The organism is Lysobacter sp. HA35 (assembly GCF_054061195.1).
In genome coordinates this window covers 526,206-550,784 of sequence record NZ_JBSSDY010000001.1, presented here as the reverse complement: position 1 = coordinate 550,784, position 24,579 = coordinate 526,206, and the positions used below count along the sequence as shown (strand labels likewise).

The window sequence follows — 24,579 nt, the reverse complement described above, 5'->3', positions numbered from 1 at the left end:
GGCGCGATGGCAGCGGAAAACGATGCTGATGCCATGCGGCGTGTCGCGATGGTGTGCGTGCGAACAAGCGGCGGTGACGACGCGCACGTTTGTCGCGTCCTCGTGCAACGAAAGCACGGCCGCGATCGAAGTGATCGCGGCCGTGCGGAACGATCAGCGCGCGAGCTGGTACAGGTAGTCGACGAACGACATCACCGCGCCGTCGTAGCCCTGCACTTTCGGGTTGCTCGACTCGATGACGTAGAACTCGTCAGGCGAATGCGCGCCGCCACCGGTGCCCAGCCCGAAATGGCCCGAGGCCAGGCTCAACGGCGGGTCGGTGAACACGAACCCCGGATACGAACCCGCACCACGCGGCCACAGCAAGGGCTCGACGCCGAGCGACTTGAGCGTGGCGACCTGCGCGCGGATCAGTGGGGCATTCGCATCGGTGCTCGTCGGGTTGTAGCCGCCGCTCACGTTGACCTCGATGTCGCCGAAGCCGTGCTTCGCGAGATGCGATTTCAGCGCGGCCACGGCGCCGTCCTTCGTCATGCCGGGCACCAGTCGCATGTCGATCTTCGCGACCGCGCGATGCGGCAGCACGGTTTTGCCGCCGACGCCCGTGTAACCCGCTACGAGGCCTTCGATGTTGATGGTCGGCTGCGAGACGAGCCGTTCCTGCGCGGCCTGCCACGGCAGGTCGCCGATCCAGTGCTGCACACCGAGCTGCTTTTTCGCCGTCGCCTCGCCATCCGGCGACGCCTTGACCGCGGCGGTCACCATCGCGCGATGGTCGGCGCTGATCGCCGGCGGCTTCGGATAACCCTCGACCGTGATCGTGTTGCCGTCGTCCGACACCAGCGTGTCCAGCGCCTTGACCAGATGCCAGGCCGGGCTATCGACCATCGCCTTGAGCGACGAATGCACGTCCTTCGACGGACCGCGCCCCCACTTCTCGCCGCTGCTCACCAGCTCGAGTTCGACCACGCCCTTCGCACCCAGCGTGACCGTCACGGTGCCATCGGACTCCTGCTCCGCCGACGGCATGAATACACCGACGCTCTTCTTCAGCGCGGCCGCGACGTCCGGGCGACGAACAAGCTGCGCGATATGCGGCGAGCCGATCTCCTCCTCGCCTTCCGCGACGAGCACGAGGTTCACCGGCATTTTCTTGTTGGCGCCGCGGATGGCATGCAGCGCGGCAAGGAATGCCGACTCCGGCCCCTTCTGGTTCACCGCACCGCGGCCGACGATCGCCTTGCCGTAGTCGGGCTTGTCGACGATGCGGCCTTCGAGCGGCGGCGACGACCATTCGGCAGGGTCGAACTGCTTCACGTCGTACATGAAGTACAGGCCGACCGTTTTCGCGGCGCCGGCATCGAGCGTGGCGAACACGCCGGGCTTGCCGTCGGTCTGCACCACTTCGACTTTCTGGAAGCCCGCGTCGCGCGCGAGCTTCGCCATGTATTCGGCACCTTCCTTCGAATTGCGGCCCTCGGCCGCGATGGATGGCAACGCGATCCAGTCCTGCAGGCGTTTCACCGACTCGTCGTGGCGACGCGTCACCTCGGCGCGGATGTCGGTGCGATCGTCCGCCGCAGCGGTTGCGGCGATCGACCCCAGCGCGAGGCCGAGTGCGAGCGCGAGGACACGGGGGGAACGACGGTCGGACATGGCGGGCTCCGCGATGGATGGCCGGCCGATCCTACGATGCTGCAGAGCCTGTCTTAGCGAGTGAGCCGACGTGCGGTCGGATCACGCTCCATCGCATGGCTTTGCGCGCGTGGCTGCATCGTTCCTGTGGCGGCGCAGCATGCGTTGCATGCGGTTGTGCGCGCATACGTACGAGTTACCAAAGACGGCTGGACGAATGCGTCAGCCATCGAGGTGGCTGGTTCTGCTAACGCGACTCGCTCGCAGGCTGCGCAAGATCGCCGGCCGTCCACTTCGTCTTCTCCATCACCGCCCACATCAGCGCGATGAAGATCACGAGCCCGCCGACCGCGACCGCCCACCACATCCACGCCCCGCGAACGCGCGCGGGCGAATAGCGACGACGCTCGCGTTCGCGCATGCGCACCGAGTCGCGACGCATGGCGTCGCCATAGCGCGACGCCGGGTCGTCATCGGGTGCCGTCACGATGCGTCAGCTGGACGCTGCGGCCGTCGGGATGTGACCGAGCAGTGCGGCCAGGCGCTTGCCGAGATCCTCGACGCGGTAGGGCTTCGCTATGAAGTCGCAGCCGTCGGGAATCGTCGGCAGCTGTCCGCGTGCGTAACCGGATGCGAGCAGCACGCGCAGTTCGGGACGGATGCGTAACGCTTCGCGGAACAGGTCGACGCCGCTCATGCCCTTCGGCATCACCACGTCGGTAAACAACACCTGGATTTCCGGATCGCGCGTGAGGATCTCCAGCGCGGCTGCGCCTTCGTCCGCGGTGAGCACGGAGTAGCCGAGGTAGCGCAGCGATTCCACCGCCATCGCCTGCACGTCGGCATCGTCCTCGACCAGCAGCACCTTGATCGGCGCGCCGCTGTCGCCGTCGCCGAGGTCACCCTCGCGATGGTCCTGGGTCACGGGCAGGTAGAAGCTGATCGTCGTGCCCTTGTCGACATGGCTGTCGATCGAGATGTCACCGCCCGACTGCACGGCGAAGCCGTACACCTGGCTCAGGCCGAGGCCACTGCCCTTGCCCACGTCCTTCGTGGTGAAGAACGGCTCCATCGCGTGTTCGATGACCTCGGGCGACATGCCCGTGCCCGTGTCTTCCACGGTGACGAGCACGTAGCGCCCCGGATTACGACGGCCTTCGCGCTCCCGTTGCAGGTGCTCGCGCGTGCCGATGGTGATGCGGCCGCCCTCGGGCATCGCATCGCGCGCATTGACGACGAGGTTGAGCAGTGCGGCTTCGAATTCCGGCGCATCGACGTTGACGTCGCCCAGGCCGCGGCCCAGCGACAGCTCGATGTCGATGTTCTCGCCCACGCCACGGCGCAGCACGGACTCGCCGGCGTAGATGAGGCTGTTGAGGTCGTGCACTTCCGGCCGCAGCGTCTGCTTGCGCGAGTACGCGAGCAGCTGGCGCGTGAGCAGCGAACCGCGCTCGGCAGCACGCTGTGCACCGGCGATCAGCCGACGCGTGCGCTGCGGATCCGAACTGTCGACGCCCAATAGATCAAGGCTGTTGGTGATGACGGTGAGCAGGTTGTTGAAGTCGTGCGCGACGCCATAGGTCAGCTGGCCGATCGCCTCCATGCGGTGCGCCTGCAGCATGGCCTGCTGCGCGACTTCCAGCGCGCGTTGCTGCTCGCGGCGCTCGGTGATGTCGCGCGTAATCTTGGCGAAGCCGATGTGCTTGCCGTCTTCGTCGTACACCGGGTCGATGATGACGTTCGCCCAGAAGCGCGTGCCGTCCTTGCGCAGGCGCCAGCCTTCCTTCTCGTAGCGGCCTTCGGTGCGCGCGGTCTGCAGCGCACGCGCGGGCTCGCCCGAGTTGCGGTCGTCGTCGGTATAGAACTGCGAGAAGTGCTGGCCGATGATTTCCTCGGCCTTGTAGCCCTTGATGCGCTGCCCGCCGGCGTTCCAACTCGCGATCCGCCCGTCGATATCGAGCATGTAAATCGCGTAGTCGGTGACGCCCTGGACGAGGAGACGGAACTGACGTTCGCTCTCGCCCAGGCCAGCCTGCCGATGCGGCACCTGTTGCACGCTGCTCTCGGCCGCGCCCTCTTGCATGGTCAACCCCTGATCACTGCGACTGCTTCATGCGGATTCTGGTGACGAATCCGTGAATGCCCCGCGACGGAGTTCATTATCGCGCACGCAGCGTGAGGCGCCCTTCAGCTGGGGTTGACCCTGCAGCTCAGTGCGGACGATCGATCGTCGCGCGGGCGAAGCCCACGACTTCGCGGAGCTGCTCGGGCTTCTTGAGCACGGTGCAACCGTAGCGTTCGGTAAGGCGCTCGATCGAGGCGAGGTCGCCCAGCGAACTGAAGATGATGACCTCGGGGCGCTCGGGCATCTGCTCGACCGCGGCCAGCACCTGCCAGCCATCGACGTCCGGCATCATCAGGTCGCACACGATCAGCCGCGGCTGCAGGCCGCCTTGAAGCAGTTGCAATGCCACCTGCCCCGTCTCCGCCTGGAAGACGACATGTCCATCGAGTTCGAGCAGGTCGGCCAGCATTTCGCGCACGCGCGCGTTGTCGTCGACGACGAGGATCCGCGTTTCCATCGGGGTCCGGGGTGGTGGTGACGGCCCTGTCTAACCGACCGGAGATTCAACCGGCGTGAGGCCGCGTCCGCCCGGAGGCCGATCGTCGGAAAAAACGCGGCGCCCAAACGACGACCGGCGCCACGTGGGCGCCGGTCGAAGTGCGATCGATCTAGCGATTACCAGATGCGGACGCGGTCTTCCGGTGCGATGTACATCGCGTCGCCCTTGCTGATGCCGAACGCGTCGTACCAGGCGTCGACGTTGCGCAGCGGCGCGAACGCGCGGATCTGGCCCGGCGAATGCGGGTCGCCCACGAGCTGCTGGCGAAGCGCGTCATCGCGCATCAGCGTGCGCCACACCTGGCCCCAGCCGAGGAAGACGCGCTGGTCGCCGGTGAAGCCGTCGATCACCGGTGCCGGCTTGCCGTCGAGCGAGCGGTGATAGGCCTCGAGGCCGAGCGTGATGCCGCCGAGGTCGCCGATGTTCTCGCCCATCGACGCCTTGCCGTTGATGTGCACGCCGGGCAGCGACGCGAAGTCGTAGCCCTCGTACTGGCCGCCGAGCTTCGCCGCCTGCGTCTCGAACTTCGCCGCGTCGTCCTTCGTCCACCAGTCGCGCAGGAAGCCCTTGCCGTCCGACTTGCGGCCCTGGTCGTCGAAGCCGTGGGTGATCTCGTGGCCGATGACGCCGCCGATCGCGCCGTAGTTCACCGCCGGGTCCGCGTCGGGATCGAAGAACGGGGGCTGCAGGATCGCGGCCGGGAACACGATCTCGTTCTTGACCGACGAGTAGTACGCGTTGACGGTCTGCGGCGTCATGCCCCATTCGAGCTTGTCGGTGACCTTGCCGATGCGCGCGCGGTCGTAGTCCCACTCGAACTGCTGCGAGCGCTGCCCGTTGCCGAACGTGTCACCCGCAACGACCTTCAGGCCGCTGTAGTCGCGCCACTTTTCCGGGTAGCCGATCTTCAGGCCGAAGTTGTCGAGCTTGGTCAGTGCTTCGGCGCGCGTGGCATCGCTCATCCACGTGAGCTTATTGAGACGCGCACGCATGGCTTCCTTGATGTTCGCGACCAGCGCGTCCATCTTCGCCTTCGAATCGGCGGGGAAATACTGCGTGACGTAGTCGCGACCGATCGCCTCGCCCATCGCGTCGTCGGCGAATGCGACGGCACGCTTCCAGCGCTCACGCTGCTGCGGCTGGCCCGACATGAACTTCGAACGGAACTCGAAGTTGGCATCCGCGAACGACTTCGACAGCAGCGGCGCGGCCTGGTCGGTGACCTGGAACGCTTCCCACGCCTTCAGCGTGTCGAGGTCGGTCTCGTTGAAAATCGCGGCGAGCTTCGGCAGCGCGGTGCCCTGGCGCACGACGCCGCGCTTCGTCGCATCGACGCCCGCAGCCTTGAAGAACGCCGCCCACGGGAAGCCCGGCGCCTTGGTGTCGAGGTCGGCGAGTTCGACCGGGTTGTAGGTCTTGTCGCGGTCGCGGCTCTGCGCGCGCGTCCAGTGCGCGTTCGCGATCTTGGTTTCGAGCGCCATGATCGACGCGGCACGATCGGCCGGCTTGTCCCAACCGGCCATCTGCAGCATCTGCGCGATGTACTTCTGGTAACGCTCACGCTGCGGCGCGAACTTCGGATCGAGATACAGATCGCGGTCGCCGAGGCCCAGGCCCGACTGGCCGAGGTAGAGCGCGTAATGCTCGGGATCGCGCGCATCGTCGCCGACCGACAGGCTGACGAAGCTCCGACCGAACCCGCCCATCGAACGGCCCATCACTTCGGCCATCTGCGTCTTGCTCGACACCTTGCGCAGCGCGTCGATCTGCGGCCTCAGCGGCTTGCCGCCGAGCTTCTCGATGCTGGCCTCGTCGAGAAAGCCCTTGTAGAGCGCGCCGACCTTCGAGGCGTCGTCACCCTTGGCCGGATCGGCGGGATAGCTTTCGACGAGCTTGTGCACACGCGCCTCGGACAGGTCGCGCAGCACGGCGAAGCCGCCGTAGCTCGAACGATCCGCCGGAATCTGCGTGGTCTTCGCCCAGTTGCCGTTGACGTAGCGGAAGAAGTCGTCGCCTGGCTTGACCGAACGGTCCATGCCGGCGAGGTCGATACCCCACGTGCCCTGGCGCGGCGCGACGGTCGCGTCGGCCGCAGCGGACGGCGTGGACGTGCCGCTGTCGACGGGCAGCAGCGCCTGCAGGCTGCAGGTGTCGTCGAGGCAATGCGCGTCCTGCGCGTGGAGCTGGGGGGCGATGGCGAGCGCGAGGGCCGCGGCGAGCGGGAGCAGCGTGGTCTTCAAACGGGATCTCCGGGTGGCACCGGGAAGCGCCGGTGCGTTGCGACTCCGGAGCATACGACCGCGCCGCGGGTGCCTTTCTAGGCCGAAAGTCCCGGTTGGCCTGCCGCGAAGGTGACCGCGTTCACCGTCGCGACATCAGACCGCGCGCGTACCGAAGATGCGGTCGCCCGCGTCGCCGAGCCCGGGAAGGATGTAGGCGCGCTCGTTGAGGCGCTCGTCGACCGACGCGGTGACGATGTCGACGTCCGGATGCTTGGCCTCGACCGCACGCAGCCCTTCTGGCGCCGCGACCAGGCACAGCGCCTTGATCCGCGTCGCGCCGGCCGCCTTGAGCAGATCGATGGCCGCGATCAGCGAGCCACCGGTGGCGAGCATCGGGTCGAGGATCAGCGCAATGCGATCGGACATGCTGCCGACCAGCTTCTCGTAGTAGCCGACCGCCGCATGCGTGTCCTCGTCGCGCTGCAGGCCGACCACGCTGACCTTCGCCGCCGGCACCAGTTCGAGCACGCCAGGCAGCATGCCGAGCCCCGCGCGCAGGATCGGCACCAGCGTCACCTTGCGGCCCTTGATGCGCTGCACCTGCACCGGGCCGGCCCAGCCGTCGACGGTGATGGTTTCCGTCGGCAGGTCGGCGGTCGCTTCGTAGGTCAGCAACGTGGCGACTTCGGACGCCAGGTCGCGGAACTCCTTGGTGCTGAGGTCGGCGCGCCGCATCAGGCCGAGCTTGTGCTGCACGAGCGGATGGCGGACTTCGATGACCTTCATGGCGTTCCCGGTGCGTGGCGAAAACGCGAGTGTGACCGATGCGCGAAGCCGGGCGCGACCATCGCGTCACTTCGCGTTCGGCAGCATCGCCTCGATGACGACATCACCCTCGCCGCCCGCACTTAGCGAACTCACCGAGTCCGCGGACTACGCGTTCTCGTTCGCGACGATGGAGCCCAAGCCCGACGCGCGCACTCGTTGCTCGTGCTGCTGCACGGCGTCGGCGGCGACGAGAAGCAACTTGTCGCGCTCGGCGAACGCGCACCGCCGGGCACGCTCGTCGTGCTGCCGCGCGGGCATCGCTCGATCGCAGGCGGACGGCTCGGCTGGTATCGCATCGGCCTGAGCGAAGACGGCCTGCAGATCGTGGAGAACGAAGAAGCCGAAGCACGAGGCCGCCTGCTGGACTTCATCGCGCAGCTGCAGTCGCACCACGACATCGCGCCGCAACGCACGTGGATCGGTGGCTTCAGCCAAGGTGGGATTCTTGCCGCAAGCGCGGCTCTGTCTGCGACCGATCGCGTTGCCGGATTCTTCATGCTCGCCGGTAGCCTGCTTCCCGACGTCGAACCGGATGACGTGGAGCGCGTGCGCGATCTCGAAGCACTCGTCGTGCACGGTCGCGACGACGACACGTTGCCAGTCGACGGTGCACGCGACGCCGCGTCGCGGCTTGAAGGCTTCGGCATCGACACATCAATGGTCGTGCACGACGGTGCGCACGAACTCACCGATGCCATGGTCGACACCGCTTCGACATGGCTCGACGCACGTTTGCGTCGCGCATAAAAAACCCCGGACCCGAGAGAAGTCCGGGGCTCAAGCCCTCATTGGAGAGACGCGACCTCGACCCAGTTCGGACGCGCTGCGACCCATCCCGGGACGCACGCTGAATACATCAGGTTCGTCGTTTCGCCGTCGTGACGCGAATGTTCCGGATGCGTAGCCGGCGGCGTATGCCGATGAACGGGCGGCCGTGCACGCGGCTGCTCGCCGACCGGCTGCGGTGTCCGGCGGCCGTGGCTGGCGTATAACGATCGCCACTTCGATCCGCCAAACGGGACCACGCCATGAATGCCCTGACCCGCGCCACGCTCGCCGCCGTCGCCACTCTCGCGCTCGCCTCGCCCGCTGCGGCGGCACTGAAGACCGGCGACAAGGCACCCGACTTCAAGGCGCAGTCGTATCTCGCCGGCAAGCCGTTTACGTTCGAGCTGTCGAAGGCGCTGAAGAAGGGTCCGGTCGTCGTCTACTTCTTCCCCGCCGCGCATACGCCGGGCTGCAACATGGAAGCGCACCTGTTCTCCGAGGCCAGCGACAAGTTCAAGGCCGAAGGCGCGACGGTGATCGGCCTCAGCGCCGGCAATACCGACCAGCTGTCCGCGTTCTCGACCGAGACCGAGCATTGCGGCGGCAAGTTCGCTGTCGGTGCGGACCCGGGCGCGAAGATCGCGAAGACCTACGACGCCGTGCTCGACAAGAAGCCGGAGTGGTCGAACCGCACGTCGTACGTGGTCGCGCCGAACGGCACGATCGCCGCGGTCTATTCGGACCTCAATCCGAACCAGCACGTGCAGGCGATGCTGGACGGCGTCAAGGCCGCGAAGGCCGCACCGAAGAAATAAGCATTACGCAGGACGCGAAGCGCTCACCCACGGCAAATGGGTGAGCGTTTCCACATGCGCGGCCAGCGATGGATGCCGGAGCTTCGCGAGTCCGTAGAACGCAAGGTGATCGCAGAGCGCGACAAGATGCAGGCCGAGATAGTTCGGCCTGTCGCCGAATACCGAAGCGTGCGCGTCCAGCCAGTCGAGCCCTGATTCGATCACGCCACGCATCTTGTCGAACCGCGGATGTGCGACATCCAGTCCGGTACGCGCGGCGAGCACCAGTTCGACTTCGGTCGCCATCATTCCGTTCAACACAGCACGCGCGTTGAGCACGTCGGGATCATTCGTCAGTACGTCGAAGCGATCGTCCGGATCGTGGCAACGCACCAGCCACGCCGCAATGTGGTCGGAATCGAACACGACCTGCGCGCCGTCGACCAGCGTCGGCACTTTCATCAGGGGATTCGGCCCGAAGATCGCGGGATCGACATCGGCCACGTTGCCGACGTCTACGAGTTCCAGCGGGATGCCGAGGCCATCGGCGAGCAGACGCACCTTGCGCGAGAAATGCGAGCGCGGCGTCATCAACAGGCGTGGCGGTGTCATCGATGAACTCCGCGCGCCGTGCGATTCACATGTGGCGCATCAGCCGATGACGGCGAGTTCCGACCACAGGCCCTGCAGGTAACGCGGCGGCACGCGGTAGAACACGCCCGGCTCGACGCTCATGCGCAGGCGCACGCTCCACTGCGCGGGGTCGATGCTCGCAAGGCCGATCCAGTCGAGGTCGGCTTCGTCCGGTACGCCACCGGCGTGCAGACGCAGCAGGTAATCGCCGTGCGCGCTGACGAACACATCTGCAAGCACCGGCGTCGAGCGACGACGTACGGGCGGCTGCACCGTCTCGATGACGGGCATCGGCCGCAGGTAACGCAGCGCTTCTTCCGCGCTCGACGGCTTGGCAAGGCGCGGACGATCGCGGAACTCGCTCGGCAACGTCCACGACTCGTACGCCGTCCAGAACACGAACGGAATGCGACGTGCTTCGAGTGCGGCCGCGACCGGGAATACGGTCTCGCCCGCCAGGTTGATGTCGAGGATCGCGCCGTCGATGTCGGGGTCGCTGTCGAACAGCGACATCGCCGCCGCAACGTTCGCGACCGGGCCGATCACGCTGGCGCCGAGCGCCTCGAGATCGCGACGCATTTCGTCGGCGATGAGGTACTCGTCCTCGACGACTAGCAGCCGTCCGGGAGTGCGGGATGTCGCGAGTGAAGATGTGACCATATGCCCAATCTATCGATGCTTTGCGCCTGTGTCGACCGGCCGCGCTCGCTTCACCCGACGTGCACAACAATGACTCGTTCAAGCTGACGGGCTCGACATCGATCCTGCATCGGATCGACACCGCGAAACCCCTGCGCTAAAGCACTTCATGCGGCGAATGCGCCGTGCACCTGCGCTTCGCCCAGCGCTAATGCGACCACGCCGAGCATCGATCGCGTTCCCCGGGGCTGCGCTGCGGAAGGACGTGGTGGAAGGCGGACCCGAGCGGGTCATCGCGCAGCCCCGGGGAACCATCGACCAACTCGATCGACGCGACGTGTCCATGGGCGCGCCGGCGGTCGCCTCTACCCCGGAGACACCCCGATGGACCTCGACACCCAGACCCCGACGCCGCGTGGCGGCTTCAATCGCATGGACCCGAACCGCCAGCGCGAGATCGCGTCGATGGGCGGCCGCGCCGCTCATGCCCGCGGCAACGCCCACGAGTTCAGCGCCAACGAAGCCCGCGACGCCGGCCGCAAGGGCGGCCAGGCGGTGAGCCGCAATCGCGACCACATGGCCGCGATCGGCCGCAAAGGCGGCCAGGCCGTGAGCGGCAACCGCGAGCACATGGCGGCGATCGGACGTCGCGGCGGCGAAGCGACCCGCGGCGTCATGCGCACCGCATCGACGGCGACCGCGCAGTAGGCACGGACCGGCGTCGCACATAGTCGGTCGGCCCGAGTCCAAGCCGATCGATCCGCCGACGCCGGCTCCGATGCGACATCCCCAACGGCGACATGGAGAGGCTTATGACCACACTCGGATACAAGAAGGCGATCACGGTCGCGCTGACGCTCGCACTGGGCGCGTGCGCGACGACAGGCAGCGACACCGGAACGACCGGCAGCAACGGAACCTCGGGCGGCATGGCCGCGTCGTGGAGCCCGCAGTCGACGACGTCGGGCGGAACGAGCGGTACGACCGGAACGAACGGCACCAGCGGATCCGGTTCGTCCACCTCGACGTCCGGGTCGACCGGTTCGTCGATGGCAGGCAATAGCGGTACATCCGCATGGAACGGCAGCGGCACGTCGTCGACCGGCTCGTCCACGGGCTCGTCGTCCACGGGCACGTCGTCCGGCTCGAACACGAGCATGTCGGATCGCTACTCGGGCACGCAGCTCGACACGGGCGACACCGGCGACATGGGCGGCAGTTCGTCGACGGGACAGTCCACCGGCAGCGGCACCTCGGGCCGCAACACGACCACCGGGGCGTCGTCGACCTCGACCGGCGGTTCGACCACCTCATCGACGCGCGCAACGTCCTCGTCCGGCCGCAGCGCGTCGAGCGGCGCGTCGTCCACGACGGGTACGGGGTCGGCGAGCGCCTCGACCAGTGCGGGCGCAGCGCCCGTCGCGCATTCGCAGGCCGAAGCGCTGGCGATGGTGGCGGCGGTCGACGACCATGAGATCCGCGCCGCGCGTCAGGCGATCAGCAAGAACGTCAGCGGCGGCGCGCGCCAGTACGCCGACATGATGATCGCCGAGCACACCGCGAACCTTGCAGCCACGCGCAAGCTGATGGGCAGCACGTCCGGAAGCGGCACGTCGCTGCAGCAACTGACGACGATGGCGCGACAGGGCGAACAGCAGCTCGCATCGCTGAGTGGCCAGGCCTACACGCGTGCCTACATCGACCGCATGGTGATGGACCACCAGATGACGCTGCAGATGCTGGATGCGTCGATGGGCGTCGTGCGGGACGCCGCCGCGCGCAACCACCTGACGACCACGCGTGCGGCGGTGCAGAAGCACCTCGACCAGGCACGGCAGCTGCAGACGCAACTCGGCACCGGCTGATTGCGTGCGTCGATGACGGCCGCAGCGACATCGCGGCCGTCATCGCATCGGCGACCGCATCGCACGACATGGAGCCACGATGACCACCAATCGCGACGACAACCCGCCGCGCCGCATCAGCCGGCCCGATCGACCGGATCGTTCGCCGCAGGCGCACGAACTCGAATCGCAGACCGGCTATCGCAACGCCGAACAACTCAACCCGCGCAACGATCGCGGGCAAGGTCCAGAGCGCACGCAGCAGCAGGGCCGCGGCAACGACGACGACCGTCGCTGACGCGGCCTGCGCGTTACATCAGACGACGACGAGCTCGACGTCGATATTGCCGCGCGTGGCATTCGAATACGGACACACGCCGTGCGCCTTCTGCACGAGTTCCTCGACCTGCTCACGCGGCATGCCGGGCACGTGCACGCGCAGCGTCGCGTTGATGCCGAAGCCCGCAGGAATCGGGCCGATGCCGACGCTGCCATCGACGCGCGCGTCCGCCGGCAATGCGATCTTCTGCTGGCCGGCGACGAACTTCATCGCGCCGAGAAAACACGCCGAATAGCCGGCCGCGAACAGCTGTTCCGGATTGGTGCCCTCCCCGCCCGCACCGCCGAGTTCGCGCGGCGTGGCGAGGCGGACGTCCAGCACGTTGTCGGACGAGGTGGCGCGGCCATCGCGGCCACCGGTGGCGCTGGCGTGCGCGGTGTAGAGAACGTTTTCGAGCGACATGGCGGTTTCCATCGAGGGCGCGGGCTGCGCCGGATCGGTGCGCAGACTGCAGGCTCGAGCGGCTTGCGTCACGACATTTGTGTCGATGGCGTCGATAGCCATCTTCTATGCGCGAAGTGAAGCCGCTTGTTTCAAGGCGCTTTCCCGCACCGAGCATCGATACGCACCGCCGGTGAAACGCAGCGTGCACGCCACCACGACTGTGGCGCCACGCCCGTGGCCCCAGTGTTCGTACCCCGACGAATCATCCAGGCCATCGCATGTCTTCCTCTGCCGTCCAGCCCGCTCGCGACACGCCGGCACCGTCGCTGTTCGATCCGGTGCGCATCGGCGCGCTCGAGCTCGCCAACCGCATCGTCATGGCGCCGCTCACGCGCAGCCGCGCGGTTCACGGCCTAGTGCCCTCGCCGCTCGCAGTCGAGTACTACGGCCAGCGCGCGACCGCCGGGCTGATCATCACCGAGGCGACGCAGGTCAACCTGCTCGCGCAGGGCTACATCAGCACGCCCGGCGTGTTCACGCCCGAGCAGATCGAAGGCTGGCGCAGGGTCACCGATGAAGTGCATCGCCGCGGCGGGCGCATCGTCGTGCAGCTCTGGCATGTCGGCCGCATCTCGCACACCAGCCTGCTGCCACCGGGCGAAGTGCCGGTCGCGCCGAGCGCAATTCGTGCGAACACCAAGACCTTTACGCCGGAAGGATTCGTCGATGTGTCGGAACCGCGCGCGCTTCGCCTGGACGAGATTCCCGGCATCGTCGCGGACTTCGCCACTGCCGCGCGCAACGCGATCGAGGCGGGGTTCGACGGCATCGAGATCCACGCTGCGAACGGCTACCTCGTCGACCAGTTCCTGCGCGACAAGACCAATCATCGCGACGACGAATACGGCGGCAGCATCGAGAGCCGCACGCGCTTCCTCCACGAGGTGGTGAAGGCCACCGTCGATGCCATCGGCGCGGATCGCGTCGGTGTACGCATCGCGCCGGTCACGCCGTCGAACGATATCGCCGACTCGAATCCGCAGCCGTTGTTCGAGCGCGTCGTCGAGCGTCTCGATGCTTTGAACGTGGCCTACATCCACGTGGTGGAAGGCGCGACCGGTGGCCCGCGCGACGCGCAACCGTTCGACTACGAGGCGCTGCGCTCGCGTTATCGCGGCGCGTGGATCGTCAACAACGGCTACGACCTCGACATGGCGCAGGCCGCCGTTCGCGAAGGCCGTGCCGATGCCGTGGCGTTCGGTCGCCTGTACATCGCGAACCCCGACCTCGTACGCCGCTTCCGCGAAGGCGCGCCACTCGCCGAGCCCGACCGCGACACGCTGTACGCCGGCGGCGCCAAGGGCTACGCCGACTACCCGACACTGGCGGACTGACCGCCGATCGGCAGGCCGTCGCACTGCGTCCTTGAGAGCGCGGTGCGCGGCGTATGGTCGCGTCGTCCCTTCGGAGCGACGCGATGCCCGAGCACGACGCGAACTTCGCCACCGGCATTGCGGATATCTACGCGCGGCTGCTGGTGCCGATGCTGTTCGAACCGTTCGCGCGTGATCTCGCTGCGCGTGTCGATGCGTCGGCGCGCGACGTACTGGAAACCGCGGCGGGCACCGGTGCGCTGACCCGCGAGATCGCCGCGCGACTCCCGGACGCGAGAATCATCGCCACCGACCTCAGCGCGCCGATGCTGGACGTCGCGCATCACGAACCGGGCGTCGCGGGCGTGCGCTGGCGCGTTGCGGATGCGCAGTCACTGCCGTTCGATGACGATACTTTCGATGCCGTGCTCTGCCAGTTCGGCGTGATGTTCTTTCCCGACCGCGTGCTGGGCTACACGGAAGCACGGCGGGTACTACGCGACCGCGGCGTGTTCCTGTTCAACGCCTGGGATGCGATCGAGGCCAACCCGATCACCGCGACGATTACCGATGCGCTGGCGCAGCGCTTTCCGGACGACCCACCGACGTTCATGGTCCGCGTGCCGCATGGCTATCACGACGCCGCACGCATCGAAGCCGACGTGCGACGCGCGGGGTTCGTCGATATCCACATCACGACCGTCGCCGCTACGACCATCGCTTCGAGCGCCGAAGACGCGGCCACTGCGTTCTGCGCCGGCACGCCGCTGCGTCATGAGATCGAAGCACGCGATCCCGGCGGTCTGGACGATGCCATCGCGATCACCACCTCCGCACTTTGTGACCGATTCGGCGGCGGTCGCATCGAGGCGCCGATGCGCGCACGCGTCGTCGAGGCGCGCGGCTGACGCGATCAATCGCGTTTCGCTGCGTCGTTGCCGTCGTACATGCCGTGCCGTCTGTGCCAGTCCTCCAGCGACTCGTCGGGATACTCGTCGAAGTGCACTTCGTGCGTGCCGCTCGGCACGCGCACCCAGTTCGCCTTCGAGCCCAACATCATGTGCACGCGGTCCGGCGGCTCCGGTAGCGGCGTGTCGATCGCCGACGCATGCGGATGTACCAGGTCCGGCCATTCGGGATCGAACAGCCACAGTGCACTCCCGCAACCGGTGCAGAAATTCCGCTGGCCGCTGCTGGTGCGGACGCTGCCGTCGTCCTCGTGGATGCGCGCGCTGTAGACGCCGATATGGTCGCGGCCTTCGACCTGCAGCGTATCCATGCGCGCGCCGAGGTTGATCGCACCACCGCTGCCACCGGCCGTCTTGCGGCAGATCGAGCAATAGCAGATCTGATACGGCACGGGCGACGGTGCTTCGCACGAGAAACGCACGTTGCCGCAGTGACACGATCCTTCGATGCGCATGCCGATGTCCATGAGTGAAAGCGGCATGGTCGTCCAGCGGCAATCAGCATGGCATCAACGCGTCAAACGACGCATCCTCGCACGCTCGCTTATGCACGCGCTGCACGAGTGCGCGCTTACGGTCGCGACGCCGTCGACATTCACCGCGACGGTCACGGCTGTTGCGCGCATGCGCCCGCACGGCGGCCGACTTGAAGAGTCCGGGCGCGAAGGAGTTCCATGCATGCGCGCCCTCGTCTACAACGGCCCGCGCGACGTGAGCGTCGTCGATCGGCCCGACCCGAAGATCGAAAAGCCGACGGATGTCATCGTCCGCATCACCACGACCAACATCTGCGGCTCGGACCTGCACATGTACGAGGGCCGCACCAGCGTCGAATCGGGCAAGGTGTTCGGGCACGAGAACCAAGGCGAAGTGATCGAAGCCGGTTCCTGCGTGACGCGCGTGAAAGTCGGTGACCGCGTCTGCCTGCCCTTCAACATCGGCTGCGGGTTCTGCGAGAACTGCGAGCGCGGCTACAGCGCCGCCTGCCTCACGGCGAACCCCGGCAAGGCTGGCGCGGCGTATGGCTACGCGGAGATGGGCCCGTACGACGGCGGCCAGGCCGAGTACCTGCGCGTGCCGTTCGCGGACTACAACTGCCTCGTATTGCCGGAAGACGCGGCGGAAAGAGAGAACGACTACGTCATGCTCTCCGACATCTTCCCGACGGGTTACCACGCGACCGAGCTCGCGGGCGTGCAGCCGGGCGAGAGCGTGGTGGTGTACGGCGCGGGCCCGGTTGGCCTGTTCGCGGCCTACTCCGCGATGATCCGCGGCGCCGCGCAGGTGATCGTCGTCGACTCCAACCGCGACCGACTGAAACTCGCCGACCAGATCGGCGCCATCACCATCGACGACACCGAAGGCGACGGTGCGAAGCAGGTGGTCGAGCTCACCAAGGGCGGTGCGGATCGCGGCTGCGAATGCGTGGGCTATCAGTGCTTCAACTGCGCTGGCCACGAAGTGCCGGGCCTGACCATGAACAACCTGGTGCAGGCGGTGAAGCCGACCGGCAGCATCGGCGTGGTCGGCGTGTTCATGCCGAAAGATCCGGGCGGCGCGACCGAGCTGGCCAAGAACGGACAGATCCCGTTCGACATGGGCGAATTCTTCAACAAGGGCCTGCGCGTGGGCAGCGGCCAGTGCAGCGTCAAGAAGTACAACCGCAAGCTGATGAAGCTGATCGAGGCGGGCAAGGCGAAGCCGTCGTTCCTCGTCTCGCACGAGCTGCCGCTGGAGCAGGCCCCCGAGGGCTATCGCAACTTCGACGCGCGCAAGGAAGGCTGGACCAAGGTCGTGCTCAAGCCGGGCACCTGACCCGCGCCGACTCGCAACCTTCGCCTGTCGCTAATGCGGCCGGGGCTAGCGTGGATGCGGCGTCGGGATTCGCCCGGCGACCGCATCCGGAGGCTCCCCCATGCGTGCGCAACGCCTGCTCCTTCCCGTCGTGCTCGCGGCACTGGCCGCCTGCGCGACCAACGAGACGACATCCGGCAACACGCCGCCCGCGTCCAACCCCATGACCGGCGCCAATGCGCGACCGAACCCCAGCCCGCTCGCGGTCGGTGCGTATAGCGCCACCGGTACGTCCGACGACGTGCGTGGCCGGTCGAGTGGTGGCGGTGCGTCGATGCTGACGGGACGCGCGAATCTGGCCGGCTCGGACTCCGGAACATCGGACGCGACCGATGCGTCGGATACCTCGACCGATAACGACTCGGGCAACTCGTCGTCGGGCTCGACATCGGGCACCGCGCCGCCACATCCGTAAGCGAACGTCGTCGCGCTTGACGATGCATCCGCGCGCGCGTTGCACCGCAGCGCGCGTCGTCCGCGTCTGCGATCGCTGGGCGTTCGTCGACGATCGCAGGCGCAACGCGTCCACGGCATTTCGGTTGACGTTGCCATCGAGCGCATTGCGCCCAAGCTTCAGCGCGTCGACCGCCGCCTGAACCGGCGGTACGCAGGCCCGTTTTGTTCAGTTTCGATAAGGCCGTCTTTGCGGAAGCTTCACCTGCGATCCCCGCACCGAGAGACCGAACGAGATGAGCAAGATCACCGCACTGGGCGCCGCACTGCTCTTCGCGACTGCATCCGCCGTCGCCTTGCCCGCTGCCGCGCAATATCACAACGACCGCGGCAACGACCGCTATGCCTCGCACGACTACAACCGCGACAGCCGTGGCGGCGATCGCGACCGTGGCCACGACCGCGATGACCGCGGCCGCGACGAACATCGCGGCGACGACCGTCGCTACACGCAGTCGTACCAGTACGACCGTCGCTACGACAACCGTTACAACAACCGCTACGTGCCGCAGCGCGTCTACCGCCCGAACGTCGTCTACGTGGCGCCGCGCGGTTACTCGGTGCAGCGCTGGCATGTCGGCACGCGGATGCCGCCGCCGTTCTACGTGAGCCAGTACTACGTCGATCCGTATGCGTACCAGCTGCGCCTGCCGCCGCGCGGTTACCGCTGGGTGCGCGTGGATGGCGATGCGTACATGGTGTCGATCGCGTCCGGCATCATCGCGGACGTGCTGTACGGCATCTTCCGCTGATCCAACGCGTCATCGCTTGACCCGAAGGGCCGGTTCGCCGGCCCTTCTTTTTTGGTCGATGCGGGCGGGATGCTGCGGCCCCGTGGCGTCGTCGCAACGTAACGCGCGGCGGCGTAACCTTCGGCGCTTCGTCCATCCCCCGGGATCGCCATGTCCGTCAAAGCCTACGGTGCCCACGCCGCCGACCAGCCGCTCGTCGCCCTCGACATCCAGCGCCGCGCGCCCGGCCCGCGCGATGTGCAGATCGAGATCGCCTACTGCGGCGTCTGCCATTCCGACCTGCACACGGTGAAGTCCGAATGGTCGGGGACGCTCTATCCGTGCGTGCCGGGCCACGAAATCGTCGGCACCGTCAGTGCGGTGGGCAGTGACGTCAACGGCTTCGCGGTCGGCGACACGGTCGGCGTGGGCTGCATGGTCGACAGCTGCCAGCACTGCCCGTCGTGCGCGGAAGGCCTGGAGCAGTACTGCGAGAACGGTTTCGTCGGTACCTACAACGGTCCGACGCAGGACCCGCCGGGTCACACGCTCGGCGGCTATTCCGAGCGAATCACCGTCGACCAGCGCTTCGTGCTGCGCATCAACCATCCCAAGGATCAGCTCGCCGCGGTCGCGCCGCTGCTGTGCGCCGGCATCACCACGTATTCGCCGCTGCGCCACTGGAACGTCGGGCCGGGCAAGAAGGTTGGCATCGTCGGCATCGGCGGGCTCGGCCACATGGGTATCAAGATCGCGCACGCGATGGGCGCGCACGTCGTCGCGTTCACCACGTCCGAGAGCAAGCGCCAGGATGCGCACCATCTCGGCGCGGACGAAGTCGTCGTGTCGCGCGACGCCGGCGCCATGGCCGCGCACGCGCGCAGCTTCGATTTCATCCTCGACACCGTCGCCGCCAGCCACCAGCTCGATGCGTTCACCACGCTGCTCAAGCGCGACGGCACGCTCTGCCTGGTCGGCGTGCCCGAGCATCCGCATCCGAGCCCCAACATCGGCGTGCTGATCTTCGGTCGACGCTCGATTGCGGGTTCGCTGATCGGCGGCATTCCGGAGACGCAGGAGATGCTCGACTTCTGCGCGAAGCACGGCATCGTGGCGGACATCGAGATGATCCGCGCGCAGGAAGTCAACGAGGCTTACGAGCGCATGCTGCGCAGCGACGTGAAGTACCGCTTCGTCATCGATATCGAATCACTCAAGGCGTGAGCGACGCGGGTCGGCGGATGGAAATGTCCACCGACCTTTTCGTTGCGCGAACTAGGCCGTCTCGGCCGACCGCCTGCGCTCGCAGCGTCCACGCGTCGACAGCTCGCGGCGCAGTTCGTCCAGCCCGAGCGCGCCGCCCGATAGCTTGATCAATGCATAGCCCTCGAACGCCGCGTCCATGACGTCGCTGCCGAGCGCAGCGACCGTGTCGTCCAGCCGCGCGGCCAGTTGCTGCACGCGCTCCAGCACCGGGCGCAGCTGTTCGACGGCGCGAAGGTCCGCCTGCGCCGCGGCGACGTCGAAGCCCGGCGGCACGATCTTCGGGTTGTGTTCCAGTACGCGCAGCGCCTGCCGCGCGAATGCTTCCGACTTCGGCCCCATCGTCACCAGCAACCGGCGTTCGGCCGGGTCCAGTGCGATCAATGCGGGCAGTGCGTCCTCGATGCGGTCCAGTGCGGACCGCACGGCATGCAGGTAATCGTCGCCCAGTTCCATCGCGATCGGTTTCTGCGACACGTCCATCTCCTTATGCGTCCATGTGTGTACTTGCGCGGATCCGGCCCGCGCCTCCGTGCCCCGCCCGTCCGTGGCGGCCATCCTGCCGCACGCGGCCGGAGCGGGTCGGAGTGTGGCAGAGGTCGAGCGCATTCACGCGCCGCCTGACGGACGATCGACGGCGTGCAAGCGATCGAGCGCGACGGTCGCTAACCGCGTTCGACGTCGCGCGCACGCGCGCTGTGCGTCGATTCCATGCAAGCGGACGGTCTGAAGCGTGCGATCGCAGGCCCGACTGAGCTAACGTCGCCGGGCCGGCGCGACACGACGCAGCCGATGGCGATGCCTTCAGGATTTCCATGCCGCACCGTACGCCGCTGTCCGAACACGACGATCCCGCCGCTTTTCCGCTGCTCGGCAACCTGCGCGCGACGAGCCGCGACATCCGCCGCGCGAAGATTCTCGTCGGCGTGCTGCTCGCCGCGTTCGTCGCCACAGCCCCGTTCGCCGCCCGCCAATGGCCGGTGGTGCCGGCGTTCCTGCCGGCGTACGACGTCGCCGTCTCGTTCCTGTGCATGTTCACCGCGGTGCTGGTGCATGCGCAGTACCGCGGGCTGCGCTCGCCGGCGTATCTGTGGCTCGGCTGCGCGTATTTCTTCGCCGGGCTGACCTCGCTCGCGCACGGCCTGAGCGTGCCGGACACCTTCATCCGCGGCCCGCTGTTCGGCGATGCACAGACCTCCGCATGGCTGTGGATGGCCTGGCACGGCATATTCCCCGTGCTGGTGCTCGGCTTCTTCTGGAGCGTATCGCGGCCGCTGCCCACCTTGCCCGCGCGCGCATGGAGCGCACCCGCCGCCTACGGCGCGACCGCCGCGTTCGCCGCGCTTCTGGTGCTCATCGCCACCAAGGACGACACCTTCCTGCCGCCGCTCATGAGCGGCTCGCACTACCGTCCGACGACGATGCAGATCCTTGGCGTCGCATGGGTGCTGCACCTGGTCGCGATCGCGTTCATGGCGCGACGCACGCGCGAGCGACGCCTCATCGATATGTGGATCGCGGTCGCGTTGACCGCCGATGCGATCGACCTGGCGCTCAGCGGCCTACTTGTCAGCGGTCGCTACCAGCTTGGCTTCTACATTGGACGCACCTACGGCCTGATCACCGCGATCTCGGTGCTCGCGTTGCTGCTGCTGCAGATGTTCGAGCTGCAGCGTCGCTTCGTGCAGGCGCGCGACGACCTGCGCATGCACGAGCGCCGCTACGGCGACCTGTTCCGAAGCATGTCCGAAGCGTTCTACGTGGTGAAGGCCGTGCGCAACGACGATCGCGTGGTCGACCTGCGCTACGTGGAGCGCAATCCCGCTGCCGAAAGCGTCGTCTCGGATACTGCACTGGGGCACACCGCGCGCGATGTCGACCCCGACTTCGATGCGCGCTGGCTCGACGTCGTCGCCGAGGTACTGGGCAGCGGCCAGCCGCAGGAATTCGAGTGGCCGGCGCCGCATACCGACCGCGTCCATGCGTATCGCGTATTCCGCGCCGAGCACCATCACGATCTCGCCGGCGTGCTGTTCAACGACGTCACCGACGCGCGGCGCGCCGAAGAGGCGCTTGCCGACAGCGAAGCGCGGCAGCGCGTCCTGGTGCAAGGCATTCCGCAGCTGCTGTGGCGCAACGACGCGAATGGCCAGACGACGTGGGTCGGCCCGCAGTGGGTGACGTACACCGGCCAGAGCACCACCGAAGCGCTCGGCGCCGGCTGGATGGACGTCGTGCATCCGGACGATCGCGACGCATCGCATGCGTCATGGCTCGCGGCGCGCGAAACCGGCCGCCTCGACGTCGAGCATCGCCTGCGTGCGGCCGACGGCACCTATCGCTGGCACCACAGCCGGTCGGAGCCGCATTTCGGCGCAGATGGAATGCTCGAATCGTGGCTGGGTTCCAGCACCGACATCCATGAGCTGAAGTCGCTGCAGCATCGTCAGGCCGTCCTTGTCGCCGAGTTGCAGCACCGCACGCGCAACATCCTCGCGGTCGTGCGTGCGCTGGCCGATCGCACGTCGCGCGACAGCGAAGGCTTGGACGACTTCCGCGCGACTTTCCGCGATCGACTCGAGGCACTGGCACGCGCGCAGTCCTTGCTGTCGCGCCTCGACAACACCGATCGGGTGACGTTCGAGGAAATCATGCAGGCCGAGATGTTCGCGATCTCCGGCTTGCGCGCGGCGCAGGACAACGGCCGTGTCGTGCTCGACGGACCGCCGAACGTTCGGCTGCGTTCGAGCACCGTGCAGACGCTGGCGCTCGCATTGCACGAGCTCGCGACCAACGCGTTGAAGTACGGCGCGTTGTCCGCCGCGAACGGGCGGCTCGACGTGCGCTGGGCGCTGCTGTCCGATGCCGATGGCACGCCGCGGCTCAACGTCGTCTGGAAGGAAAGCTGCATGCGCATCGACCCCCACGGGCCCGTGCAGGGCGGCGGCTATGGGCGTGAGCTCATCGAACGCGCCCTGCCCTACCAGCTCGGTGCGAGCACGGTGTACGCGATCGAACCCGACGGCGTGCGCTGCGAGATCGTCATGCAGGTGTCGGCGCAGTCCCCGGCGGACGTGGAGAGCGCGCCGGTCGCGTTGATGCAGGCACGCTAGAACCCGAAATTCACCACGCAATGCAGCAATTTCCGGCGGCCCTCAGCGCCGTGCTCGGCCGTGCCCGAAAGGGAATCGACCGGTTCACCAAGTATCAATGGCGTGGCCTCGGGGGCTGCGCGAGGCTTCCGCTGCGTCCACGGCCTCCGCCGCAGCCAGGCGCGACGCCGCTGCATACGCCTGCGGGCGTCGCACCGGGCGACGTCGACCGGCACCTGCCGGCAGGCCGTGCAGACACACCGCATCCCCGAACCAGCCAGAAGGGCACCGCCATGACTACCAGCAAGCGTTCGAAGTACGTGATGCTGATCACCGCACTCGTGGCCCTTCTGGCCGCATTGCCGGTGTTCGCATCGGGCCAGGAAAGCACCATCAAGGGCATGATCACCGCCGTGAACGGCAACACGATCACGGTGCGCGATTACAGCAAGGTCGACCACACGATCACGGTCACGCCGGCGACGACCTACAAGGAAAAGAAGGGCCTCACGGGCGTCATCCACAACAAGGTGACGCAGGGTTCGCTGATGCCCGGTCTGCCGATCACAGCGGACCTCGTCGCCGAGGGTTCCACGCAGCGCGCGACCGGCATCTCGTTCACCGCCGATGACCTCAAGACCGCGCAACAGGTTCGCGCCGGCACCGGCAAGAGCATGGAGTCGATGAACAACCGGATGAACGACTTCGGCACGTACGAAGCGCTCGCCACGGTCGACGTGCTGTTCGACACCGGCAGCGCGAAGCTGTCGTCGAAGGCGCAGTCGGATCTTCTCGCGTTCGCGTCGAAGGCGAAGCAGACCAACGCCTACGAAGTCGTAATGCAGGGTTTTACCGATTCCACCGGCGACGCGAAGAAGAACCAGAAGCTCAGCACCGCGCGCGGCCATGCCGTCGCGAACTTCCTGCAGCAGAAAGGCCGCCTGATGCCGGGCCGCGTGCATGCGCCGGACGGGATGGGCGTGCACGCCGAAGCGGGTTCGGGCAGCAATGCCAACGCGCGCAAGGTGCTGGTGAAGCTGGTGGTCGACAAGGGCACGCAGGGCGGCTCGAAGTAACGCGAGCGTCAGCGGGCAGATCTCGAAAAGCCCCGCTCCGGTGGGGCTTTTCGCTTTCGATTCGCGGCTTCAGCGATGCGCGAGTGCGTAGTCCAGCGCCGCGCAGACGGCCACGGCCTGCGCATCGTTGCACTGCTGCGGCGTGGCGCGCGGGCTGTCGGGATACACCTCGGTGGTGGTGACGTACGGCGCGTCGGTGATGCCGGCGCAGAGTCCCAGTTGCTTCAACGGATAGTTGATGACGCCATGACCCACGACCGGCGAGCCGATGATCTGGTCGTTACTGTCGGGCGGTGCGATGTGGGTGACGCGCGCAACGGCGTCGATGATCGCCTTCTGGAACTCGGGCTGCGGATTTGCCGTATCGCCGACGACGTAGAAGCCGTCCGGCACGCCTTCGGGCTCCGACGTCTTGCCGTCGCGAGCAGCAAGCGCCGGGCGGAATTCGGTTTCGTCCGTATCCGTCGTCTCGTGCAGGTCGATATGTACCAGCACGCGATCGCGGATCGGCGCGATGAGCCGCATCAGCGCCGCGGATTCCTCCGCCGGGCTGCCTTCGCGGAACGAGCGGTTCGGATCGGTCGCGTGCACGTTCCAGCGATGGATACGCTCGTAGGCCCACGGGCTGACGCAGGGCGCGACCAGCAGGTTGATGCGCCCGGCGTAGTCCTGGGCATGCCGGTCGACGAACTGCAGCGCGCCGTGCACGCCGCTGGTCTCGTAGCCGTGCACGCCGCCGGTGACGAATGCGATCGGCAATTCGTCGCGCCAGTCGCGGCTGCGGATCGCCAGCAGCGGAAAATGCTCGCCGTCGTAGTCGAGCGCGCCGTAGTTCTCGACATCGAAGCGCGTGCGCAGCCCGTCGATCACCGACACCACCTCGTCCGCATAGCTGCGCTTGCGCGTCTGCGCCGCACGCCATTGCGCGACTTCGGCCTCGCCCCACGGGCGCCCCGGGGTACCGATTGGATACGGCGAATTGCTCATGTCGACAGGGCTCCGGCGGCGTCGAATGGAGAGCGGCCGACTCTAGCAGCCCGCGCCGCGCGGCTCATCCG

General features: G+C 67.2%; 23 protein-coding genes and 3 pseudogenes. 13 read left to right on the top strand and 13 right to left on the bottom strand.

Annotated elements, in window-relative coordinates; translation table 11 throughout:
* Positions 1 to 153: 153 nt before the first annotated feature.
* From ACVWZN_RS02855 to upp, 7 genes and pseudogenes are all read right to left on the bottom strand, one after another.
* Positions 154 to 1,656 (bottom strand): M20/M25/M40 family metallo-hydrolase, encoded by a 1,503-nt coding sequence (locus ACVWZN_RS02855; RefSeq protein WP_456952533.1) that lies wholly within the window; start codon positions 1,654 to 1,656, stop codon positions 154 to 156.
* 226 nt (positions 1,657 to 1,882) lie between these two features.
* Positions 1,883 to 2,122 carry a hypothetical protein gene (locus tag ACVWZN_RS02850; protein WP_456952532.1) on the bottom strand — a complete coding sequence of 80 codons (240 nt, stop codon included), beginning with the start codon at positions 2,120 to 2,122 and terminating at the stop codon, positions 1,883 to 1,885.
* 6 nt (positions 2,123 to 2,128) lie between these two features.
* Positions 2,129 to 2,488 (bottom strand): annotated as a pseudogene (locus ACVWZN_RS02845) (response regulator); the annotation flags it as partial.
* Positions 2,489 to 2,548: 60 nt separating this feature from the next.
* Positions 2,549 to 3,718, bottom strand: a pseudogene (locus tag ACVWZN_RS02840) (PAS domain S-box protein); the annotation flags it as partial.
* 127 nt (positions 3,719 to 3,845) lie between these two features.
* Positions 3,846 to 4,217 carry a response regulator gene (locus ACVWZN_RS02835; protein ID WP_456952531.1) on the bottom strand — a complete coding sequence of 124 codons (372 nt, stop codon included), beginning with the start codon at positions 4,215 to 4,217 and terminating at the stop codon, positions 3,846 to 3,848.
* A gap of 158 nt (positions 4,218 to 4,375) precedes the next feature.
* Entirely contained in the window at positions 4,376 to 6,499 is a 2,124-nt protein-coding gene (locus tag ACVWZN_RS02830; RefSeq protein ID WP_456952530.1) for a M13 family metallopeptidase, read from the bottom strand.
* Between the two features lie 135 nt (positions 6,500 to 6,634).
* Positions 6,635 to 7,267 (bottom strand): uracil phosphoribosyltransferase, encoded by a 633-nt coding sequence (upp, locus tag ACVWZN_RS02825; protein ID WP_456952529.1) that lies wholly within the window; start codon positions 7,265 to 7,267, stop codon positions 6,635 to 6,637.
* Between the two features lie 192 nt (positions 7,268 to 7,459).
* On the opposite strand from upp, the pseudogene ACVWZN_RS02820 reads away from it, so the two are divergent.
* Together ACVWZN_RS02820 and ACVWZN_RS02815 are read left to right on the top strand one after the other, a co-directional pair.
* Positions 7,460 to 8,056 (top strand): annotated as a pseudogene (locus ACVWZN_RS02820) (alpha/beta hydrolase); the annotation flags it as partial.
* A gap of 281 nt (positions 8,057 to 8,337) precedes the next feature.
* A complete protein-coding gene (locus ACVWZN_RS02815) occupies positions 8,338 to 8,892 on the top strand; it encodes a peroxiredoxin (RefSeq protein ID WP_456952528.1) in 555 nt (184 codons plus the stop codon).
* A gap of 3 nt (positions 8,893 to 8,895) precedes the next feature.
* On the opposite strand, the gene ACVWZN_RS02810 is transcribed toward ACVWZN_RS02815, so the two are convergent.
* Both ACVWZN_RS02810 and ACVWZN_RS02805 read right to left on the bottom strand, forming a co-directional pair.
* Positions 8,896 to 9,483 carry a glutathione S-transferase family protein gene (locus ACVWZN_RS02810; RefSeq protein ID WP_456952527.1) on the bottom strand — a complete coding sequence of 196 codons (588 nt, stop codon included), beginning with the start codon at positions 9,481 to 9,483 and terminating at the stop codon, positions 8,896 to 8,898.
* Between the two features lie 39 nt (positions 9,484 to 9,522).
* Entirely contained in the window at positions 9,523 to 10,164 is a 642-nt protein-coding gene (locus ACVWZN_RS02805; RefSeq protein ID WP_456952526.1) for a hypothetical protein, read from the bottom strand.
* Positions 10,165 to 10,527: 363 nt separating this feature from the next.
* Between ACVWZN_RS02805 and ACVWZN_RS02800 the strand changes: the two genes are divergently transcribed.
* From ACVWZN_RS02800 to ACVWZN_RS02790, 3 genes are all read left to right on the top strand, one after another.
* Complete coding sequence (locus tag ACVWZN_RS02800; protein ID WP_456952525.1) at positions 10,528 to 10,851, top strand: KGG domain-containing protein; 324 nt, start codon at positions 10,528 to 10,530, stop codon at positions 10,849 to 10,851.
* 104 nt (positions 10,852 to 10,955) lie between these two features.
* Complete coding sequence (locus ACVWZN_RS02795) at positions 10,956 to 12,008, top strand: DUF4142 domain-containing protein (protein WP_456952524.1); 1,053 nt, start codon at positions 10,956 to 10,958, stop codon at positions 12,006 to 12,008.
* 79 nt (positions 12,009 to 12,087) lie between these two features.
* A complete protein-coding gene (locus ACVWZN_RS02790) occupies positions 12,088 to 12,285 on the top strand; it encodes a hypothetical protein (RefSeq protein ID WP_456952523.1) in 198 nt (65 codons plus the stop codon).
* A gap of 18 nt (positions 12,286 to 12,303) precedes the next feature.
* Here ACVWZN_RS02790 and ACVWZN_RS02785 read toward each other — a convergent pair whose 3' ends face one another.
* Positions 12,304 to 12,729, bottom strand: a complete 426-nt coding sequence (locus tag ACVWZN_RS02785) for an organic hydroperoxide resistance protein (protein WP_456952522.1) — start codon at positions 12,727 to 12,729, stop codon at positions 12,304 to 12,306.
* A gap of 260 nt (positions 12,730 to 12,989) precedes the next feature.
* Between ACVWZN_RS02785 and ACVWZN_RS02780 the strand changes: the two genes are divergently transcribed.
* Positions 12,990 to 14,105: an alkene reductase gene (locus tag ACVWZN_RS02780; RefSeq protein WP_456952521.1), complete on the top strand. Its 1,116-nt coding sequence runs from the start codon at positions 12,990 to 12,992 to the stop codon at positions 14,103 to 14,105.
* An 83-nt stretch (positions 14,106 to 14,188) separates the two neighbouring features.
* Entirely contained in the window at positions 14,189 to 14,992 is an 804-nt protein-coding gene (locus ACVWZN_RS02775) for a class I SAM-dependent methyltransferase (RefSeq protein WP_456952520.1), read from the top strand.
* Positions 14,993 to 14,997: 5 nt separating this feature from the next.
* Here the strand turns inward: ACVWZN_RS02775 and ACVWZN_RS02770 are convergent, their stop codons facing one another.
* Positions 14,998 to 15,534, bottom strand: a complete 537-nt coding sequence (locus tag ACVWZN_RS02770) for a GFA family protein (protein ID WP_456952519.1) — start codon at positions 15,532 to 15,534, stop codon at positions 14,998 to 15,000.
* A gap of 196 nt (positions 15,535 to 15,730) precedes the next feature.
* On the opposite strand from ACVWZN_RS02770, the gene ACVWZN_RS02765 reads away from it, so the two are divergent.
* The 4 genes from ACVWZN_RS02765 to ACVWZN_RS02750 all read left to right on the top strand — a co-directional run bounded on the left by ACVWZN_RS02765 (position 15,731) and on the right by ACVWZN_RS02750 (position 19,314).
* Entirely contained in the window at positions 15,731 to 16,867 is a 1,137-nt protein-coding gene (locus tag ACVWZN_RS02765; RefSeq protein WP_456952518.1) for a glutathione-independent formaldehyde dehydrogenase, read from the top strand.
* 100 nt (positions 16,868 to 16,967) lie between these two features.
* Positions 16,968 to 17,321 (top strand): hypothetical protein, encoded by a 354-nt coding sequence (locus ACVWZN_RS02760; protein WP_456952517.1) that lies wholly within the window; start codon positions 16,968 to 16,970, stop codon positions 17,319 to 17,321.
* 274 nt (positions 17,322 to 17,595) lie between these two features.
* Positions 17,596 to 18,111, top strand: coding sequence for an RcnB family protein (locus ACVWZN_RS02755; RefSeq protein WP_456952516.1), 516 nt, complete (start codon positions 17,596 to 17,598; stop codon positions 18,109 to 18,111).
* Positions 18,112 to 18,261: 150 nt separating this feature from the next.
* Positions 18,262 to 19,314 carry an NAD(P)-dependent alcohol dehydrogenase gene (locus ACVWZN_RS02750; RefSeq protein WP_456952515.1) on the top strand — a complete coding sequence of 351 codons (1,053 nt, stop codon included), beginning with the start codon at positions 18,262 to 18,264 and terminating at the stop codon, positions 19,312 to 19,314.
* Between the two features lie 51 nt (positions 19,315 to 19,365).
* Here the strand turns inward: ACVWZN_RS02750 and ACVWZN_RS02745 are convergent, their stop codons facing one another.
* A complete protein-coding gene (locus ACVWZN_RS02745) occupies positions 19,366 to 19,830 on the bottom strand; it encodes a hypothetical protein (RefSeq protein ID WP_456952514.1) in 465 nt (154 codons plus the stop codon).
* 338 nt (positions 19,831 to 20,168) lie between these two features.
* Here ACVWZN_RS02745 and ACVWZN_RS02740 point away from each other — a divergent pair, with 338 nt between their 5' ends.
* A complete protein-coding gene (locus tag ACVWZN_RS02740; protein WP_456952513.1) occupies positions 20,169 to 22,466 on the top strand; it encodes an MASE4 domain-containing protein in 2,298 nt (765 codons plus the stop codon).
* Between the two features lie 272 nt (positions 22,467 to 22,738).
* Positions 22,739 to 23,521, top strand: a complete 783-nt coding sequence (locus ACVWZN_RS02735; RefSeq protein WP_456952512.1) for an OmpA family protein — start codon at positions 22,739 to 22,741, stop codon at positions 23,519 to 23,521.
* Between the two features lie 69 nt (positions 23,522 to 23,590).
* Here ACVWZN_RS02735 and ACVWZN_RS02730 read toward each other — a convergent pair whose 3' ends face one another.
* On the bottom strand, positions 23,591 to 24,508 hold the full coding sequence (locus ACVWZN_RS02730) for a M14 family metallopeptidase (protein ID WP_456952511.1): 918 nt from the start codon (positions 24,506 to 24,508) through the stop codon (positions 23,591 to 23,593).
* Positions 24,509 to 24,579: the final 71 nt, after the last annotated feature.

Coding starts and splice junctions, on each gene's coding strand:
- ACVWZN_RS02805 (WP_456952526.1), bottom strand. CDS start 10,164: ATGGTCACATCTTCACTCGCGACATCCCGCACTCCCGGACGGCTGCTA.
- upp (WP_456952529.1), bottom strand. CDS start 7,267: ATGAAGGTCATCGAAGTCCGCCATCCGCTCGTGCAGCACAAGCTCGGC.
- ACVWZN_RS02810 (WP_456952527.1), bottom strand. CDS start 9,483: ATGACACCGCCACGCCTGTTGATGACGCCGCGCTCGCATTTCTCGCGC.
- ACVWZN_RS02750 (WP_456952515.1), top strand. CDS start 18,262: ATGTCCGTCAAAGCCTACGGTGCCCACGCCGCCGACCAGCCGCTCGTC.
- ACVWZN_RS02790 (WP_456952523.1), top strand. CDS start 12,088: ATGACCACCAATCGCGACGACAACCCGCCGCGCCGCATCAGCCGGCCC.
- ACVWZN_RS02740 (WP_456952513.1), top strand. CDS start 20,169: ATGCCGCACCGTACGCCGCTGTCCGAACACGACGATCCCGCCGCTTTT.
- ACVWZN_RS02765 (WP_456952518.1), top strand. CDS start 15,731: ATGCGCGCCCTCGTCTACAACGGCCCGCGCGACGTGAGCGTCGTCGAT.
- ACVWZN_RS02835 (WP_456952531.1), bottom strand. CDS start 4,217: ATGGAAACGCGGATCCTCGTCGTCGACGACAACGCGCGCGTGCGCGAA.
- ACVWZN_RS02755 (WP_456952516.1), top strand. CDS start 17,596: ATGAGCAAGATCACCGCACTGGGCGCCGCACTGCTCTTCGCGACTGCA.
- ACVWZN_RS02770 (WP_456952519.1), bottom strand. CDS start 15,534: ATGCCGCTTTCACTCATGGACATCGGCATGCGCATCGAAGGATCGTGT.
- ACVWZN_RS02780 (WP_456952521.1), top strand. CDS start 12,990: ATGTCTTCCTCTGCCGTCCAGCCCGCTCGCGACACGCCGGCACCGTCG.
- ACVWZN_RS02760 (WP_456952517.1), top strand. CDS start 16,968: ATGCGTGCGCAACGCCTGCTCCTTCCCGTCGTGCTCGCGGCACTGGCC.
- ACVWZN_RS02785 (WP_456952522.1), bottom strand. CDS start 12,729: ATGTCGCTCGAAAACGTTCTCTACACCGCGCACGCCAGCGCCACCGGT.
- ACVWZN_RS02855 (WP_456952533.1), bottom strand. CDS start 1,656: ATGTCCGACCGTCGTTCCCCCCGTGTCCTCGCGCTCGCACTCGGCCTC.
- ACVWZN_RS02815 (WP_456952528.1), top strand. CDS start 8,338: ATGAATGCCCTGACCCGCGCCACGCTCGCCGCCGTCGCCACTCTCGCG.
- ACVWZN_RS02795 (WP_456952524.1), top strand. CDS start 10,956: ATGACCACACTCGGATACAAGAAGGCGATCACGGTCGCGCTGACGCTC.
- ACVWZN_RS02735 (WP_456952512.1), top strand. CDS start 22,739: ATGACTACCAGCAAGCGTTCGAAGTACGTGATGCTGATCACCGCACTC.
- ACVWZN_RS02775 (WP_456952520.1), top strand. CDS start 14,189: ATGCCCGAGCACGACGCGAACTTCGCCACCGGCATTGCGGATATCTAC.
- ACVWZN_RS02730 (WP_456952511.1), bottom strand. CDS start 24,508: ATGAGCAATTCGCCGTATCCAATCGGTACCCCGGGGCGCCCGTGGGGC.
- ACVWZN_RS02800 (WP_456952525.1), top strand. CDS start 10,528: ATGGACCTCGACACCCAGACCCCGACGCCGCGTGGCGGCTTCAATCGC.